At 65.7% G+C, this 15,298-nt stretch carries 12 protein-coding genes; all 12 read right to left on the bottom strand.

Annotated features, from left to right (window positions below):
* Positions 1-27 precede the first annotated feature (27 nt).
* Entirely contained in the window at positions 28-1,398 is a 1,371-nt protein-coding gene (locus AC3WMR_RS03455; protein ID WP_492262672.1) for a PA0069 family radical SAM protein, read from the bottom strand.
* Positions 1,399-1,612: 214 nt separating this feature from the next.
* Positions 1,613-2,911: a sulfate adenylyltransferase subunit 1 gene (locus tag AC3WMR_RS03450; protein WP_492262671.1), complete on the bottom strand. Its 1,299-nt coding sequence runs from the start codon at positions 2,909-2,911 to the stop codon at positions 1,613-1,615.
* Between the two features lie 42 nt (positions 2,912-2,953).
* Positions 2,954-3,862: a sulfate adenylyltransferase subunit CysD gene (gene cysD / locus AC3WMR_RS03445; protein ID WP_025140188.1), complete on the bottom strand. Its 909-nt coding sequence runs from the start codon at positions 3,860-3,862 to the stop codon at positions 2,954-2,956.
* A 40-nt stretch (positions 3,863-3,902) separates the two neighbouring features.
* Positions 3,903-4,658: a phosphoadenylyl-sulfate reductase gene (locus AC3WMR_RS03440; RefSeq protein ID WP_492262670.1), complete on the bottom strand. Its 756-nt coding sequence runs from the start codon at positions 4,656-4,658 to the stop codon at positions 3,903-3,905.
* Positions 4,655-5,719 carry a sulfate/molybdate ABC transporter ATP-binding protein gene (locus AC3WMR_RS03435; RefSeq protein WP_492262669.1) on the bottom strand — a complete coding sequence of 355 codons (1,065 nt, stop codon included), beginning with the start codon at positions 5,717-5,719 and terminating at the stop codon, positions 4,655-4,657. The genes AC3WMR_RS03440 and AC3WMR_RS03435 overlap by 4 nt, the downstream gene beginning before the upstream one ends.
* A 25-nt stretch (positions 5,720-5,744) precedes the next feature.
* Complete coding sequence (gene cysW / locus AC3WMR_RS03430) at positions 5,745-6,644, bottom strand: sulfate ABC transporter permease subunit CysW (protein WP_492262668.1); 900 nt, start codon at positions 6,642-6,644, stop codon at positions 5,745-5,747.
* Entirely contained in the window at positions 6,641-7,531 is an 891-nt protein-coding gene (cysT, locus tag AC3WMR_RS03425; RefSeq protein ID WP_492262667.1) for a sulfate ABC transporter permease subunit CysT, read from the bottom strand. Before cysT ends, cysW begins: the two co-directional genes overlap by 4 nt.
* Before the next feature lie 24 nt (positions 7,532-7,555).
* Entirely contained in the window at positions 7,556-8,584 is a 1,029-nt protein-coding gene (locus AC3WMR_RS03420; RefSeq protein ID WP_025140183.1) for a sulfate ABC transporter substrate-binding protein, read from the bottom strand.
* A gap of 235 nt (positions 8,585-8,819) precedes the next feature.
* Entirely contained in the window at positions 8,820-9,461 is a 642-nt protein-coding gene (locus tag AC3WMR_RS03415) for a peroxiredoxin (RefSeq protein ID WP_025140182.1), read from the bottom strand.
* A 153-nt stretch (positions 9,462-9,614) separates the two neighbouring features.
* Positions 9,615-11,441: an acyl-CoA dehydrogenase gene (locus tag AC3WMR_RS03410; RefSeq protein ID WP_492262666.1), complete on the bottom strand. Its 1,827-nt coding sequence runs from the start codon at positions 11,439-11,441 to the stop codon at positions 9,615-9,617.
* A 209-nt stretch (positions 11,442-11,650) separates the two neighbouring features.
* Complete coding sequence (gene aspT / locus AC3WMR_RS03405) at positions 11,651-13,351, bottom strand: aspartate-alanine antiporter (RefSeq protein WP_492262665.1); 1,701 nt, start codon at positions 13,349-13,351, stop codon at positions 11,651-11,653.
* A 34-nt stretch (positions 13,352-13,385) separates the two neighbouring features.
* Positions 13,386-15,206, bottom strand: a complete 1,821-nt coding sequence (locus AC3WMR_RS03400; RefSeq protein ID WP_492262664.1) for a bifunctional aspartate transaminase/aspartate 4-decarboxylase — start codon at positions 15,204-15,206, stop codon at positions 13,386-13,388.
* Positions 15,207-15,298 lie beyond the last annotated feature (92 nt).

Raw genomic sequence — 15,298 nt, 5'->3', positions numbered from 1 at the left:
CGACAAGGGCCGTCCGGCGCCATGAGGTCAGTCAAACAAGGACAACTGCCCGGCAGCAACGGTGCGCCATTGGCGTTCGCCGCGCCCGAAGGCGCCGGCCGTCGGTGAGGGGCTGGGCGTGACACCGGACGGGGTGCCGGAAAAAGGGACCCCTGAAGACGCTTTCGCGCCAACCGGGGATAGGGAAACGGGGGCCGCACCTGCGGCCGCAGAAAACAAGGACTCGGCCCCACCGGCAGCCAAGGGCGGCTGGAAACGGCCGGCATCCAGCGCCAGGCGCTGGCGGTTCAAGCCCAGCTTGCGCGTGGCGACCGCGAACCGCTGGCGCAGCAGATCGGCCCAGATGCCGGTGCCGCGCATGCGCGAACCGAAGTTGGGATCGTTGCGGCGGCCATTGCGCAGGTCTTCGATGCGATGCAGCACGCGCTGGGCGCGATCCGGGTAATGAGCGTTGAGCCAGTCTTCGAACAGGGTTTTGACTTCCCAGGGCAACCGGATGACGGTGTAGCTGGCATAGTGCGCGCCGGCCGCCTTGGATTCCTGCAGGATGTGTTCCAGGGCGTCGTCGTTGATGAACGGGATAACGGGCGCCACCAGCACCCCTACCGGCACGCCGGCGGTCGTGAGATTACGCACGGCTTCCAGGCGACGCCAGGGCGCGGCCGCGCGCGGTTCCAGCGTGCGGGCCATGCCGGCATCCAGCGTGGTGATGCTCATGTAGACCACCACCAGCTTCTGCTCGGCCAGCGCGGCCAGGAGATCCAGGTCGCGGGCGACCAGGGCGTTCTTGGTGACAATGGTGACCGGGTGCCGGGTTTCCAGCATCAGTTCGAGCATGCCGCGCGTCAGGCGCCAATCGCGTTCGATGGGCTGGTAAGCGTCGGTGGCCGACCCGATATTGATGGGCGATGGCTTGTAACCCGGCCGGCTGATTTCGGCCCGCAGCGCCTGGACCGCATTGGCCTTGGCCACCAGGCGGGTTTCGAAGTCCAGGCCGGGGGAATAGCCCAGGTAGGAATGCGTGGGCCGGGCATAGCAGTAGACGCAGCCATGTTCGCATCCCCGGTACGGGTTGACCGCGACGTCGAAGGGAATGTCGGGCGAATCGTTGCGCGACAGTATCTTGCGGGCTTCTTCGGCCGTGACGGTTGTCTTGGGGGCCGCGGGCGCCAGTCGGGCGTCGGGCAGGATGGGAATGACTTTGGGGGAAATATCGGGGACAGCATCGACGAAATCAGCCGGGAGACCCGAAGCGGACCAGCCGTCGTCGACCTGCACGCGATCATCGCGCTGAAAGCGATGCCGAATATTAGTAACCGCACCCCGACCGCGCAAGGCGGCGGGGGCGGCAGCCGGGGACCCAGAACCGGCGGGAAAAGAATGATCGGTGCGTGCCATGAAAACTACTGTACAAAAACACAGTGGTTTTGACAAGCACCAAAAGCCTTTTCGTAAGACAGCCCCACTTTACCGCAAGACGAAGACGCCGTCCGGACAATTCGATTCCATCTTGCGATATCGCCCGGAAACCCGCGCCAGCATTGGGTTTGGAATAAAAACAACACCTCATTTGGGGGAGCAAAGGGGTGTTGTTTCGCGGCCCGCTTGCGGTTTACCGAAGCATGCCCGCCGCCGCCGTCTGGTGCGTGGCCTCGTCGATCAAAATGAACGCGCCGGTGGCTGCGACATCATCGTATCGATCGACCGCCAGCGCTTCACGCGTGGTGAAGGTGACGCGACCAATGTCGTTCATGCGCAGCGTGCCTTCCGTGTTCTGCACTTCCTGCAGTTCGTGGATATCGCGATGCGACAGCACCGCGCGGATCTTCGCCGACGTCAGTCGCGTGCCGTGCTTGAGCAAGTACTTGCGCGCGGGGTTCAGCGGCTGCGTATCGAGCCAGCACAGCTCGGCTTCGAACTCGCGCGCGACCTGCGCTTGCGCGTTTGCATGCACGATCACGTCGCCGCGCGACACGTCGACATCGCGGTCCAGCACCAGCGTCACTGAATCGCCGGCCACCGCTTCATCCAGCACGCGGTCGAACACGCGCACTTCGCGCACGCGCGCCGTCACGCCCGACGGCTGCACCGTGACCTCGTCGCCCGGGCGCAGCACGCCGCTGGCGATGCGGCCGGCATAGCCGCGGAAGTCTTCCTTGCGGTCACCATCGTGGCGCGCCACCCATTGCACCGGAAAGCGCAGCGGGCCGCTGCGGCCATCGCCGGACAGGTCCAGCGATTCCAGCAACGTCAGCAGCGGCTGCCCCGTGTACCAGGGCGTCTTGTCCGACAGCGTCACCACGTTGTCGCCGTTCAGCGCCGACAGCGGCAGCGCGTCGAAGTGCGTGATGCCCAATTTTCCCGCCAGGTCGGCATACGCGTCGCGGATACGCTCGAACACCGCGCGGTCCCAGTCCGCCAGGTCCATCTTGTTGACCGCCACCACGATGTGGCGGATGCCCAGCAGGCGAGCGATGGTGCTGTGGCGCTTGGTCTGCGGCAAGAGCTTGCCATCGGCAGCGCGGGTGGCGTCGATCAGGATCACCGCCACGTCCGCCGTGGACGCGCCCGTCACCATGTTGCGGGTGTACTGCTCGTGGCCTGGCGCATCCGCGATGATGAACTTGCGCGCCGGCGTCGAGAAGTAGCGGTAGGCCACGTCGATCGTGATGCCCTGCTCGCGCTCGGCCTCCAGGCCGTCGGTCAGCAGCGAGAAGTCGATGCCGCCTTCGGCCACGCGCTTGTACTTGGCGCGCGAGATCGCGTCCAGCTGGTCGGCAAACACGCCCTTGCTGTCATACAGCAGGCGGCCGATCAGCGTCGATTTGCCGTCGTCGACCGAACCGGCCGTGATCAGGCGCAGCACGCCCGTGCCGGCGCCCGAAAGAAAAGAATCGTTTACTGCATTCATGTGCGTCCCCTGTGGCCGGCGCTGCGCCGGCCGCTCGTGCAATCAGAAATAGCCTTCTTTCTTGCGGCGCTCCATCGAGGCCTCGGAAGTCTGGTCGTCCATGCGCGTGGCGCCGCGCTCGGTGATGTCGGTCACGGCCGTCTCGGCGATGATGGCGGCGGTGTCGGCGGCGTCGGACGCCACCGGGCAGGTGCACGAGATATCGCCCACCGTGCGGAACCGCACCGGCAGGCGCTCGACCGTCTCGCCGTCCTGCGGCGGCGTCAGGCGCGTGACCGGCACCAGCAAGCCTTTGCGCCGGACCACCTCGCGCTCGTGGCTGAAATAGATCGGCGGCAAGGCCAGCTGCTCGCGCTGGATGTATTGCCACACGTCCAGCTCGGTCCAGTTCGAGATCGGGAACACCCGCATGTTCTCGCCGCGGTGCACTCGCGTGTTGAACAGGTTCCACAGTTCCGGGCGCTGGGCCTTGGGATCCCATTGGCCGAACTCGTCGCGGAACGAGAAGATGCGTTCCTTGGCGCGCGCCTTTTCCTCGTCGCGGCGGGCGCCGCCGATGCAGGCGTCAAAGCCGAATTCCTCGATGGCTTCCAGCAGCGTCACGGCCTGGGCGGCATTGCGCGAATCGGTCTCGCGGCGCAGCACCACGCTGCCGCGCTTGATCGAGTCTTCCACGCTGCGCACGATCAACGTTTCGCCCAGCTCGGCAGCGCGGGCATCGCGAAAGGCGATGACCTCGTCGAAGTTGTGGCCGGTGTCGATATGCATCAACGGAAACGGGAAGCGTCCGGGGCGGAAGGCCTTCTCGGCCAGGCGCAGCAGCACCACCGAATCCTTACCGCCCGAGAACAGCAGCACGGGCTTTTCGCTCTCCGCGGCCACCTCGCGCATGATGAATATGGCTTCCGATTCCAGCCAGTCCAGGTGGCTGCGTTGGATCACTGCGGACATAGGTATTCCCCTAAAACAGATTTCTGATGAGCGGCGGGCGTCACGTACGCGCCGGCACGACGCTGATGACCCGGTTGCCTGCATGCAGGCCGCATTCCTTGGAATCGGACGATTCCCACCACCACCGCCCCGCCCTCAGGTCTTCGCCTGGACGGATCGCGCGGGTACAGGGTTCGCAGCCGATGGACGGATAGCCCTGGTCGTGCAGCGGGTTGTACGGAATGCCCAAGGCGCGGATGGCGCTCCAGACGTCCGCTTCGCTCCAGTCGGCCAGCGGGTTGAATTTGTAGAGACCGAAGGTCTTGTCGTCTTCTTCCAGGTGCAGTTCGCCGCGCGTGGTCGACTGCGCCCGCCGCTGGCCTGTGATCCAGGCGCCCCGCCCGGCCAGCGCGCGCTTGAGCGGCTCGACCTTGCGGATCTGGCAACAGGTTTTGCGCAGGTCCACGCTTTCATAGAAGGCAAAGGCGCCGTGCTCGGCCACGTGGCGCTCGACCGCGTCGGCGACCGGCCGGTACACGGTGATGTCACGGCCATAGCGCTCGCGCACGGCGTCCAGCACGCCCAGCGTTTCCGTGTGCAGGCGGCCGGTGTCCAGCGTGAAGACTTCGAGGTCCAGTCCGGTGTCGTAGATGGCGTGCGTCAACACCATGTCCTCGGCCGCCAGCGACGAGGCCAGCGCGGCGTCGGGATGGCGCTGGCGGATATCCGCCAGCCTGGTCGTCAGGTCAGCCCAGCGGGCGGCCAGCGCCGGATCGGCATCCAGCGCGGCCTGCGGGGACAGTTCAGTTGTCGTCATGATTGCACCGCGAAAATGCGCGCCCGGCGCGGCCGCGCCAGCAGGGTTTCGCCGTCCTGCAGACCCAGTTCCCGGTACAGGTGCTCGGGCACTTCGGCTTCCAGAATGGCGTCGGAATCCTGGCGAGTCAGTTCCAGGTAGGCGCTGGGGCCGGCCAGGTAAGCATGCGCCAGGCGCACCGGGATGCCGTCGCCGCCGGCGCGATAGCGTTCGATATCGAATTCATGCGGCCGCACATAGGCGGTGGCGCGCTGGTTCTCGGCCTGCGCCAATTCGGGCGCCGGCAGCGACAGGCCTGCGCCTTCCCAGACGCCGCGACTGGCCACGCCCTGCAACTGGTTCACGTCGCCCAGGAAGCCGTAGACGAACGGCGTGGCCGGGCCTTCCCAGACTTCGCGCGGCGTGCCCACCTGCTCGATCTTGCCGGCGTTCATCAGCACCACCCGGTCGGCCACTTCCAGCGCTTCTTCCTGGTCATGCGTGACGAACACGCTGGCCACATTCAGTTCATCGTGCAGCCGGCGCAGCCAGCGGCGCAGTTCCTTGCGCACCTTCGCGTCAAGCGCGCCGAACGGCTCATCCAGCAGCAGCACGCGCGGTTCGACCGCCAAGGCGCGCGCCAAGGCGATGCGCTGGCGCTGGCCACCCGACAACTGGGCCGGATAGCGGTCCGCCAGCCAATCCAGCTGCACCAGCCCCAGCAGATCGTGCACCTTGCGCTGGATCTGGTCTTCCGACGGCCGCTGCGAACGGTGCTTGACCCGCAGGCCGAAGGCCACGTTCTCGAACACGGTCATGTGTTTGAACAGCGCGTAATGCTGGAACACGAATCCCACCTGGCGCTGGCGTACGTCCACCGACGTAGCGTCTTCGCCGGCGAACAGCACGCTGCCGCCGTCGGCCGATTCCAGGCCCGCGATGATGCGCAGCAACGTGGTCTTGCCACAGCCCGAAGGCCCCAGCAGCGCCACCAGCTCGCCGGTCTCGATGTGCAGGGATACGTCGTTCAGCGCCCGGAACTGGCCGAAACGCTTGGATAGGTTGCGAACTTCGATGCTCATGCTTGTCTCCGTCTGGCCAGCCGCGTCAGGCGGCGGCCGGCTTGATGGCCGTCACGGGCCCGGGATATTCGACCGGCAGTTCCGCCGCCCGCAGATAGCGCGCGTTGCGCCACTCGACCACGTTCTTGGCCACCAGCGTCACCAGCGCCAGCAACGCCAATAGCGAGGCCACTGCAAACGCCGCCGAGTACTGGTATTCGTTGTAGAGAATCTCAACGTGCAGGGTCATGGTGTTGGTCAGGCCACGGATCTGGCCAGACACGACCGACACCGCGCCAAACTCGCCCATGGCGCGCGCATTGCAGAGGATGGCGCCGTACAGCAGGCCCCACTTGATGTTGGGCAGCGTCACCCGCCAGAAGATCTGCCAGCCGCTGGCGCCCAGCGTCAGCGCGGCCTGCTCTTCTTCGCTGCCCTGTGCCTGCATCAGCGGAATCAGTTCGCGCGCCACGAACGGAAAGGTCACGAACAGGGTGGCCAGGATGATGCCGGGCACGGCGTAGACGATCTTGATGTCGTTGTCCTGCAACCAGCCGCCGAACCAGCCCTGGGTGCCGAACAGCAGCACGAACACCAGTCCCGCCACCACCGGCGACACCGAAAACGGCAGGTCGATCAGGGTGATCAGGAACTGCTTGCCGCGAAACTGGAACTTGGTGATGGCCCAGGCCGCGGCCACGCCGAACACCAGGTTCACCGGCAACGCAATGGCCGCCACCAGCAACGTCAGCTTGATGGCCGACCAGGCATCGGGCTCGACGATGGCGTCCAGATACAGTTGCCACCCCTTGCGGAAGGCTTCGACGAACACCGCGGCCAGCGGCACCAGCAGGAACAGCGCCAGGAAGCCCAGCGCCAGGAACAGCAGAATGCCGCGCACCCAGCGCGGCTCGGTCAGATGGGCGGGACGATCCGCAATGCTCATACCTGTCTCCCTTGGCCGCGGCGAGCCTGCCAGCCCTGCAGCAGATTGATGACGAAGAGCAGCACGAAGGACAACGCCAGCATCACGGTCGCAATCGCCGCAGCGCCGGCATAGTCGAACTGCTCCAGCTTGGCGATGATCAGAAGCGGTGTGATCTCGGACACCATCGGCATGTTGCCGGCGATGAACACCACCGACCCGTACTCCCCCACCGCGCGGGCAAAGGCCAGCGCGAACCCGGTCATCAGCGCCGGCAGGATCGTGGGCAGCAGCACGCGGCGGATGGTCTGCCAGCGGTCGGCGCCCAGGCTGGCCGCGGCTTCCTCGATCTCGCGTTCGACGTCTTCCAGCACTGGCTGCACCGTGCGCACCACGAACGGCACGCCGATGAAGATCAGCGCAATCACGATGCCCAGCGGCGTGAACGCCACCTTCAGGCCGAACCACTCGGCCAGCGGCGCGCCCAGCCAGCCTTTTTCGGAATAGAGCGCCGTCAACGCAATCCCGGCCACCGCCGTGGGCAAGGCGAACGGCAGGTCGACCAGGGCGTCCAGGATCTTCTTGCCGGGAAAGCGATAACGCACCAGCACCCAGGCCACGATGGTGCCGAACACCAGATTCACCAGCGCCGCCAACAGCGACGCGCCAAAGGTCAACTGATACGACGCCACCACGCGCGGCGCCGTCACCGCATCCCAGAAGCCCTGCCAACCGAGCGAAGCGCTCTTGATGGGCAATGCCGCCAGGGGGATCAGCACGAGCACGCTCAGGTACAGCACCGCGTAGCCCATGGAAATGCCGAAACCGGGCAGCACGCCCGGGCTGTTGCGCCGAACGGCAAAAGGCGCCTGCGCGCCCTTTGCCGTCGGAATCGAGGCTGAAGTCATGGCCGTCGTCCGCTGGTTGTCCGCTTATTTCTTCTGCGGCTGGTAGATCTGGTCAAACGTGCCGCCGTCGCTGAAGTGGTCCTTCTGCGCCTTGCGCCAGCCGCCGAAGATCTTGTCGTCGATGGTCACCAGCTTGACCTTGGGGAACTTGCTTTCGTACTTGGCGGCCACCGTCTTGTCGATGGGGCGGTAGTAGTTCTTGGCGATGATTTCCTGCGCGGCGGGCGTGTACAGGAATTCAAGATAGGCCTGCGCCGCGGCGCGGGTGCCCTTCTTGTCGACGATCTTGTCGACGATGGCCACGGGCGGCTCGGCCAGGATGGACAGCGACGGCACCACGATGTCGAACTTGTCCGGACCCAGTTCCTCGAGCGCCAGGAAGGCCTCGTTTTCCCAGGCCAGCAGCACGTCGCCCACGCCGCGCTCGACGAAGGTGGTGGTGGCGCCACGGGCGCCGGTATCCAGCACCGGCACGTGCTTGAGCAGGTCGCCGACGTAGGCGCGCGCCTTCTCTTCGCTGCCGCCGTTCTTTTCCAGCGCGTACGCCCAGGCCGCCAGGTAGTTCCAGCGCGCGCCGCCCGAGGTCTTCGGATTGGGCGTGATCACCTGCACACCGTCCTTGATGAGGTCGTCCCAGTCCTTGATCTGCTTGGGGTTGCCTTTGCGCACCAGGAACACGATGGTCGAGGTGTACGGCGAGCTGTTCTGCGGCAGGCGCGCCTGCCAGTTCTCGGGCACCAGGCCGCGGTCGGCGATGGCGTCGATGTCGTAGGCCAGCGCCAGCGTCACCACGTCGGCTTCCAGCCCGTCGATGACCGAACGCGCCTGGCGGCCCGAACCGCCATGCGACTGGCGAATCGTCAGATCGACGTTGGCCTTTTCCTTGTATTGCTTGATGAAGGCGTCATCGATGGCGCGGTACAGCTCGCGCGTCGGATCGTAGGACACGTTCAACAGGGTCTGCTTCTGCTGCGCCTGCGCCGGCGCGATCGCGGCAAAGGACACCGTCACTGCGGCCAAGGCGGCCAACCAACCCGCTTTCCTGAAAGACATTCCTTGCTCCCTTCCCGTGTTTGGCAATGTGGAAGCAAGTTTGCCGGGGGCCTGTTCTGAACGGAACGAATCATTCTTTGATTGCTCATCGCTCCCAGGCATATAGCGCGGCGGCGCGTGGCGGCCCCAAAAAGCAAAAAAGCCGCGCTTTCCCAGGGGAAAACGCGGCGCGACGGGCGCTGCCCGCCGAAATCGGGCGAGGCGGCGCGGGCCGCCTTGCGCACGATTTTCTTATTTACTTATTCGGTTGCGGCGTAATGCGCAGGTATGGACGCACGGCCTTGTAGCCTTTGGGGAATTTCTGCTTGATCACGGCTTCGTCCTGCAGGGACGGAACGATGATCACGTCGTCGCCGTCTTCCCAGTTGACCGGCGTGGCCACGCTGTGGCTGTCGGTCAGCTGCAGCGAATCGATGACGCGCAGGATCTCGTTGAAGTTGCGGCCGGTGCTGGCCGGGTACGTGATGGTCAGGCGGACCTTCTTGTTCGGGTCGATGATGAACACCGAGCGCACCGTCAGGGTGGCGTTGGCGTTCGGATGGATCATGTCGTACAGCTCGGACACCTTGCGGTCCTTGTCGGCCAGGATCGGGAAGTTGACCTTGGTGGACTGCGTGTCGTTGATGTCTTCGATCCACTTGCTGTGCGAATCGGCGCCGTCCACGGACAGGGCCAGCACTTTCACGTTGCGCTTGGCGAATTCATCGGCCAGCTTGGCGGTGTAGCCCAGCTCGGTCGTGCAGACCGGCGTGAAGTCGGCCGGATGCGAAAAAAGGACACCCCAGCTATTGCCCAGATACTCATGGAAGCGGATCGGGCCGGCCGAGGATTCCTGTTCGAAATCGGGGGCGGTATCGCCCAGGCGTAGATGACTCATGGTGTCTCCTGCGTGCGCATTCAGGTTTACGGAACCGGCCGGCCTCCAGGCCCGGGACCCGCCGGGAAATCGTTTCAGCGGCGGCAAGGGCCGCCCCGGAAAACGATTCTTCCATCAAACCTGTTGCGGGGGAAATACGCAAGGCATATAACCTTATGCAATATTCGCAGCGGCTCCGCAGGCGTCCGCCACCACCCCGGCGCGCACTGCGGCGGACAGCGCCAGGGCGCGCGGCAGGATGTGCGCCGCATAGAACAATCCGGTGGCCAGCTTCTCGCGAAGGAACGGATCGGTCGAGCCGCCGGCCAGGCGCCGGCGGCAGACCAGCACCGCGCGCGCCATCTGCCAGCCGCCATGCACCACGCCGGCCAACATCAGGTAAGGCACGCTGCTGGAATAGACGGCCCGGATGTTTGCAGCCGATTGCTCAAGAATGAATTCCACGCCGGCCTCGTAGGCCTGGATGGCGCTGTCCAGGTTGTCGCGCAACAGACGCAGCCCGTCGCGCTCGGGCGCCGAAGCGCGCGAGGATTCGGCCTCGATCGCCCGCAACGTTTCGCGCATCGCCGAGATCGCGGCGAAGGCGGTGGCGCCGGCGTCGCGCTGGGTCTTGCGGCTGACCAGGTCGTTGGCCTGGATCGCGGTGGTGCCTTCATAGATGGGCAGGATGCGGGCATCGCGGTAAAACTGCGCCGCGCCGGTCTCTTCGATGTAGCCCATGCCGCCATGCACCTGGATGCCCAGCGACGCCACCTCGACGGCGGACTCGGTCGAAAAGCCCTTCACGATGGGCACCATGTATTCGTAGAACGCCCGGTTGCGGGCGCGCTGCTCGGGATCGGGATGGTGCGTGCCCTTGTCGTGCGCCGCCGCCGTCACGTAGGACACGGCCCGCGCCGCCTCGGTCAGCGCCTTCATGGTCAGCAGCATGCGCTGCACGTCAGGGTGGCGTGCGATGGCGACGGGCGCGGCCGAGCCTTCCACTGCCCGCCCCTGCACCCGCTCGCGTGCATAGGCCAGCGCGTGCTGGTAGGCGCGTTCGGACACGCCGATGCCCTGCTGCCCCACCGAATAGCGGGCGGCGTTCATCATGATGAACATGTATTCCAGCCCACGGTTGAGCTCGCCGACCAGGTAGCCCACCGCGCCCTCGCCAACCTCGCCCTTGCCCGAGCCGTACAGCAGCACCGCCGTGGGGCTGCCGTGGATGCCCAGCTTGTGCTCGAGCGACGCGCACCAGACGTCGTTGCGCGCCCCCAGGCTGCCGTCGGCGCCGACCAGGAACTTGGGCACGATGAACAGCGAAATGCCCTTGACCCCCGGCGGGGCGTCCGGCGTGCGCGCCAGCACCAGGTGAATGATGTTCTCGGCCAGGTCGTGCTCGCCGTAAGTGATGAAGATCTTCTGGCCGGACAACCGGAAGCTGCCGTCTTCCTGGCGCACGGCGCGCGTGGCCACTTGCGCCAGGTCCGAACCGGCCTGCGGCTCGGTCAGGTTCATGGTGCCCGTCCACTTGCCGCCGATCAAATTGGGGACGAACTTCTTGCGCTGCTCGTCGGACCCCACCGTCAGGATGGCCTCGATCACGCCGTCGGTCAGCATCGGACACAACGAGAATGCCAGGCTGGCCGCCTGGATGTTCTCGCCGGGCGCGGCGGCGACCAGCTTGGGCAGCCCCTGCCCGCCCCAGGCCTGCGGATGCTGCAAGCCCTGCCAGCCTCCGGCCGCGTAGTCCTTGAAGCCTTGGGCGTAGCCCGGCGTCGCCGTCACGTGCCCATCGTTCCATACGGGCGGCCGGGTGTCGCCCGGCACGTTCAGCGGCGCAATCGCCTGCTCGACGAAGCGGCCGTTTTCTTCCAGGATGGCGTCCACCAGGTCGGGCGTCACCTCTTCGAAGCCGGGCAATTTCAGGACGTCGTCCAGGCCGGCGAGTTCTTTCAGCGCAAAGCGGAAATCCTGCAGAGGGGTAAGGTAGGGCATCGTGTCTCCATGAGCCTGTCGTCCGTGACGGCGGACGCGGCGGTGTGCAGGGGGGCGCCGCCTTCGGTGACACGCATGGCGCGGGTCGATGGGCGGTCTCGGTGGTTTCCCTAACCGATCTTAAACCCTCCACCGCGCTTTGCGGGCGCGAGGCCGGTAAAGTCGCCGCGACAGAATCGCCGCATCAAAGTCACCGCACCGCAGTGACCTCAGCTCAGGTGATAAGCCAGCGACACGATGATCGGCCCCAGCACCGGCAGCAGCACATTGGCGATCGCATAGGTGACGGTATAGCCCAGCAACGGCACGGCGCTGCCGCTCGCCCCCAGGATCGCACTGATGGCCGGCGTACTGACGTGCTGGCCGGCGATGGCCCCCACCAGCAGCGGCCCTTCGATCTTGAGCAGCTTGTGCCCGACCCACAGCGACAGGCAGGCAGGCCCCAGGGACACCAGCAGCCCGATCAGGGGCAGCACTGCACCGTGCTCGCGGATCAGCGACACGGCCTCGGGCCCCGCCGACAGGCCGACGCAGGCGACGAACACCGCCAGCCCCAGATCCTTGAGCAACTGCACCGCATGGTCGGGCATGTGGCCCAGCGCGGGCCGCTTGGCGTTGATCCAGCCGCACACCAGGCCGCTGACCAGGGCGCCGCCACCGCTGCCCAGAGAAACCGGAATACCCCACAGGCGCGCACTCAGGCTGCCTATCAGCAACCCGGCCAGGATGCCGAACGCCAGGAACACCAGGTCGGTCACGCCGCTGCGACGCAGCTCGTTGCCCAGCGCCGCCCCGGCCTCGGACAGTTCCGGTTCCGCCCCCACCAGCGTCACCAGGTCGCCGTACTGCACCACCGTGGCGGGCGTGACCGGCAGCATATGCCCGGACCGCTGGATCGATTGCAGGAACACGCCGCGGGCCCGCTTGGCCCCCGGCCGCTGGGCCAGTTCGCCCACCGTATGGCCGTTGACCGCCTTCTTGCTGACGATGACCGCCAGTTCGCTCAGTTGCAGGTCGTCGGCATGCGCTTCCGGCAGCTGGATTTCCGGCCCGATCACCGAGCCGGCCCGCAATGCGAAACGGCGCAGGCCCAGCACCACCACGATATCGCCGGTCGCCAGCGTATCTTCGGGCGCGGGCTCGACCGCCTCGCCATTGCGCAGGATGCGGCTGATGGCCGTGCGTCCGCCCAAAGCCGCCTCGACCTCGGCCACCGTCTTGCCGTCGGCGTCCTTGACCACGTGCGAACGGCCCACCAGGCGCGGCAGCGTCGGCAGATTGCTGTCTTCGCTTTCGCCCGAGGTCACGCCGAGCTTTTCCTCCAGCGCCTTCGAGGCGTCGCGCAGGTTGATGCGTAGCAGGGCCGGCGCCACCTGGCTGGTAAAGAAGACGATGCTGATCAGCCCCACCAGATACGTCAGCGTGTAGGCCGTGGCGATATTGGCTTCCATGCGCTGCACGTCGGCATCGGGCAGCCCCAGGTGCTTGAGCGCTTCGGCGGCGGTACCCACCACCGCCGATTCGGTTGCCGCACCAGCCGCCAGCCCGGCTGCCGTACCTGCGTCCAGCCCGAACAGCGGCACGGCCGCCAGCACGATGGTCAGCACCAGCAAGGCTTCGATCACCGGCAGCACGATATAGCGCAAGCTGGACCGGTTCAGGTTGGCAAAGAACTGCGGCCCGCCCGAATAGCCCATGGCGAAGATGAACAGGGCGAACGCGACCTCTTTCAGGTCGCCGCGCATCTGGCAACCGGTCTGGCCGATCAACAGGGCGACGATCAGCGTGCCGCACACGCCGCCCAGTTGAATCGGTCCGACCTTGAGCTTGCCGATCAGGTATCCCAAGCCCACCGTCAAGAACAGCACCGCGATGGGAACGCTATTGAAAAACCCGACTGAGCACGTCATAAGGTCATGTCGCCCTGGTGGTTGCTGCGAGGTGCTACTTGCCCGCCGTGGCCTTCTTGGCGGAACGTTCCGCCTTGGCGGCCTGTTTCACCGCTTTTTTCACGGCCTTCTTGGCGGCGCCCTTATCGCCGGCCTTGCGCTTGGCCGCCGATGCCTTGACGGTCTGGCCCTTGCCCGCGGTCGGGCCCGAACGCACCAGCTGGCCGGCCTTCCATGCTTCGACGTATTCGGTAGCAGCCTCGACCATGTGCTTGCCGATCTTGGAATAGTCGCCATCGTCCAGGTTGGCCAGCGAGATGCGGATGGACCAAGGCGGGCCGCCGAAGCCGCCGCCGTCCATCAGCACCACGCCGGACTTCTCGGCCAGGCGGAACAGGAAGTCCACCGGCTCATAGTTCGACGTCATGTACTTGCAGAAGGCATCGCCATAGGTGTTCTTGGCCCACACCATGAAATCCAGCTCGACGTAGTACCAGCCGCGCATCGGATCTTCCGGCGGCAGCGGCGCTCCCAGGCCGCGCCACAGCGCATCGCGGCGCGCCCGCACGATCTGCATCGTCAGGTGCTTGTACGCATCCTTCAGGTCCAGCAGGTGCGACAACGCGAAAAAGCCCATCTGCACCTGCTGCGGCAGCGACAGGCCGGCGGTGTGATTCAGCGCCACGTTGCGGCTGTCTGCCACCATCCGGTCGATGAACTTGAGCTTTTCGGGCTCCATCGTCATGGCGCCATAGCGCTTGTTCAGGCGCTGCTTCCACGACGCGGGCAACTCGGCGATGCGGCGGTCCATCGTGTTCTTCTCGTGGGTCGCGATCACGCCCAGGCGCCAGCCCGTGCAGCCGAAGTTCTTCGAGAACGAATAGACGCAGATGGTGTTGTGCGGCACCTCGGCCATCAGCGAACGGAAGTTGGGCACGAAGGTGCCGTACACGTCGTCGGTCACCAGCACCAGGTCAGGATTCTTGCGGATCAGGCCCACGATCTGCTTCATCTCGACCGGGCTGAACGCCACCGAGGGCGGATTGCTGGGGTTCACGGTCACCGCCAGCTTGATCTTCGGGTTCTCCAGCTTGGCGATCTCTGTGGCCGGATAGTGCCAGTCGTGGGTGCCATCGGCGCGCACGCTGCTGGCATTGATGGCCACGATCTTGAACTGGAAGCGCTCCAGGTGCGCGATCTCGATATACGGCGTGAAGGTCGGCAGGAACAGCGCGATGGTATCGCCCTGCTTGAGCAGGCCATTCTGCATCAGCGAGTCGAAGATGTAGCACATGGCCGCCGTGCCGCCTTCGACCGGGAACAGGTCGAACTTGCCCTTGGGCGGACGGCCGTCGCACATTTCCTTGATCAGGTAGTCGTGCACCACCTGCTCCAGGTGCACCAGCGACCGGGGCGGCACGGGGTAGTTGTCGCCGATGATGCTGTCGGTCAGTTCATGGATCCATTCGTCCGGCACGAAGTTCTTGATCTTGACGCCATACTCCAGCACCCCGGCCAGGAAGTCCGCCCCCGCGGCGCCCTTGTTCTTGGACAGGAATTTGCGCAGCCGGTCAGCGCAGCCCTTCTTGGGCGGCATGCCCGCCAGGATCACGTCATCGCGCACCCGGCGCGCTTCCTTCATGGCGAACTGGCCCAGCAGGAAGAACGCGTCGCGCGGTTCGGTGGCGATCCAGTTGGGGTTGCCGCGGCCGGCGTTCAACATGGTCAGCGCGGCGGTCTGCTGGCTGTCCTTGGCCAGGGTGATCAGGTAATCCTTCAGCTCGAACGGCGACAGTTGCTCCAGGTCGCGCTGGCGGGAACGGGTGGTTTTCAGGGCCGAGGCCAGGCTGACGGTGAGAGGCGCGGTGGAAGCCATTATTCAGTACTCCTGGTTTGCGATTTGACAGGCGCTTGCCGGGGATTTCCCCGTATCCGCTTGATGCCCCGTCCGCGCTGCGCGGACGGGGA

It is taken from the genome of Achromobacter sp. FW305-C-28 (assembly GCF_058783235.1).
Note: the sequence above shows the minus strand (reverse complement) of the source record. Positions and strands in the feature narration are given on the sequence as shown.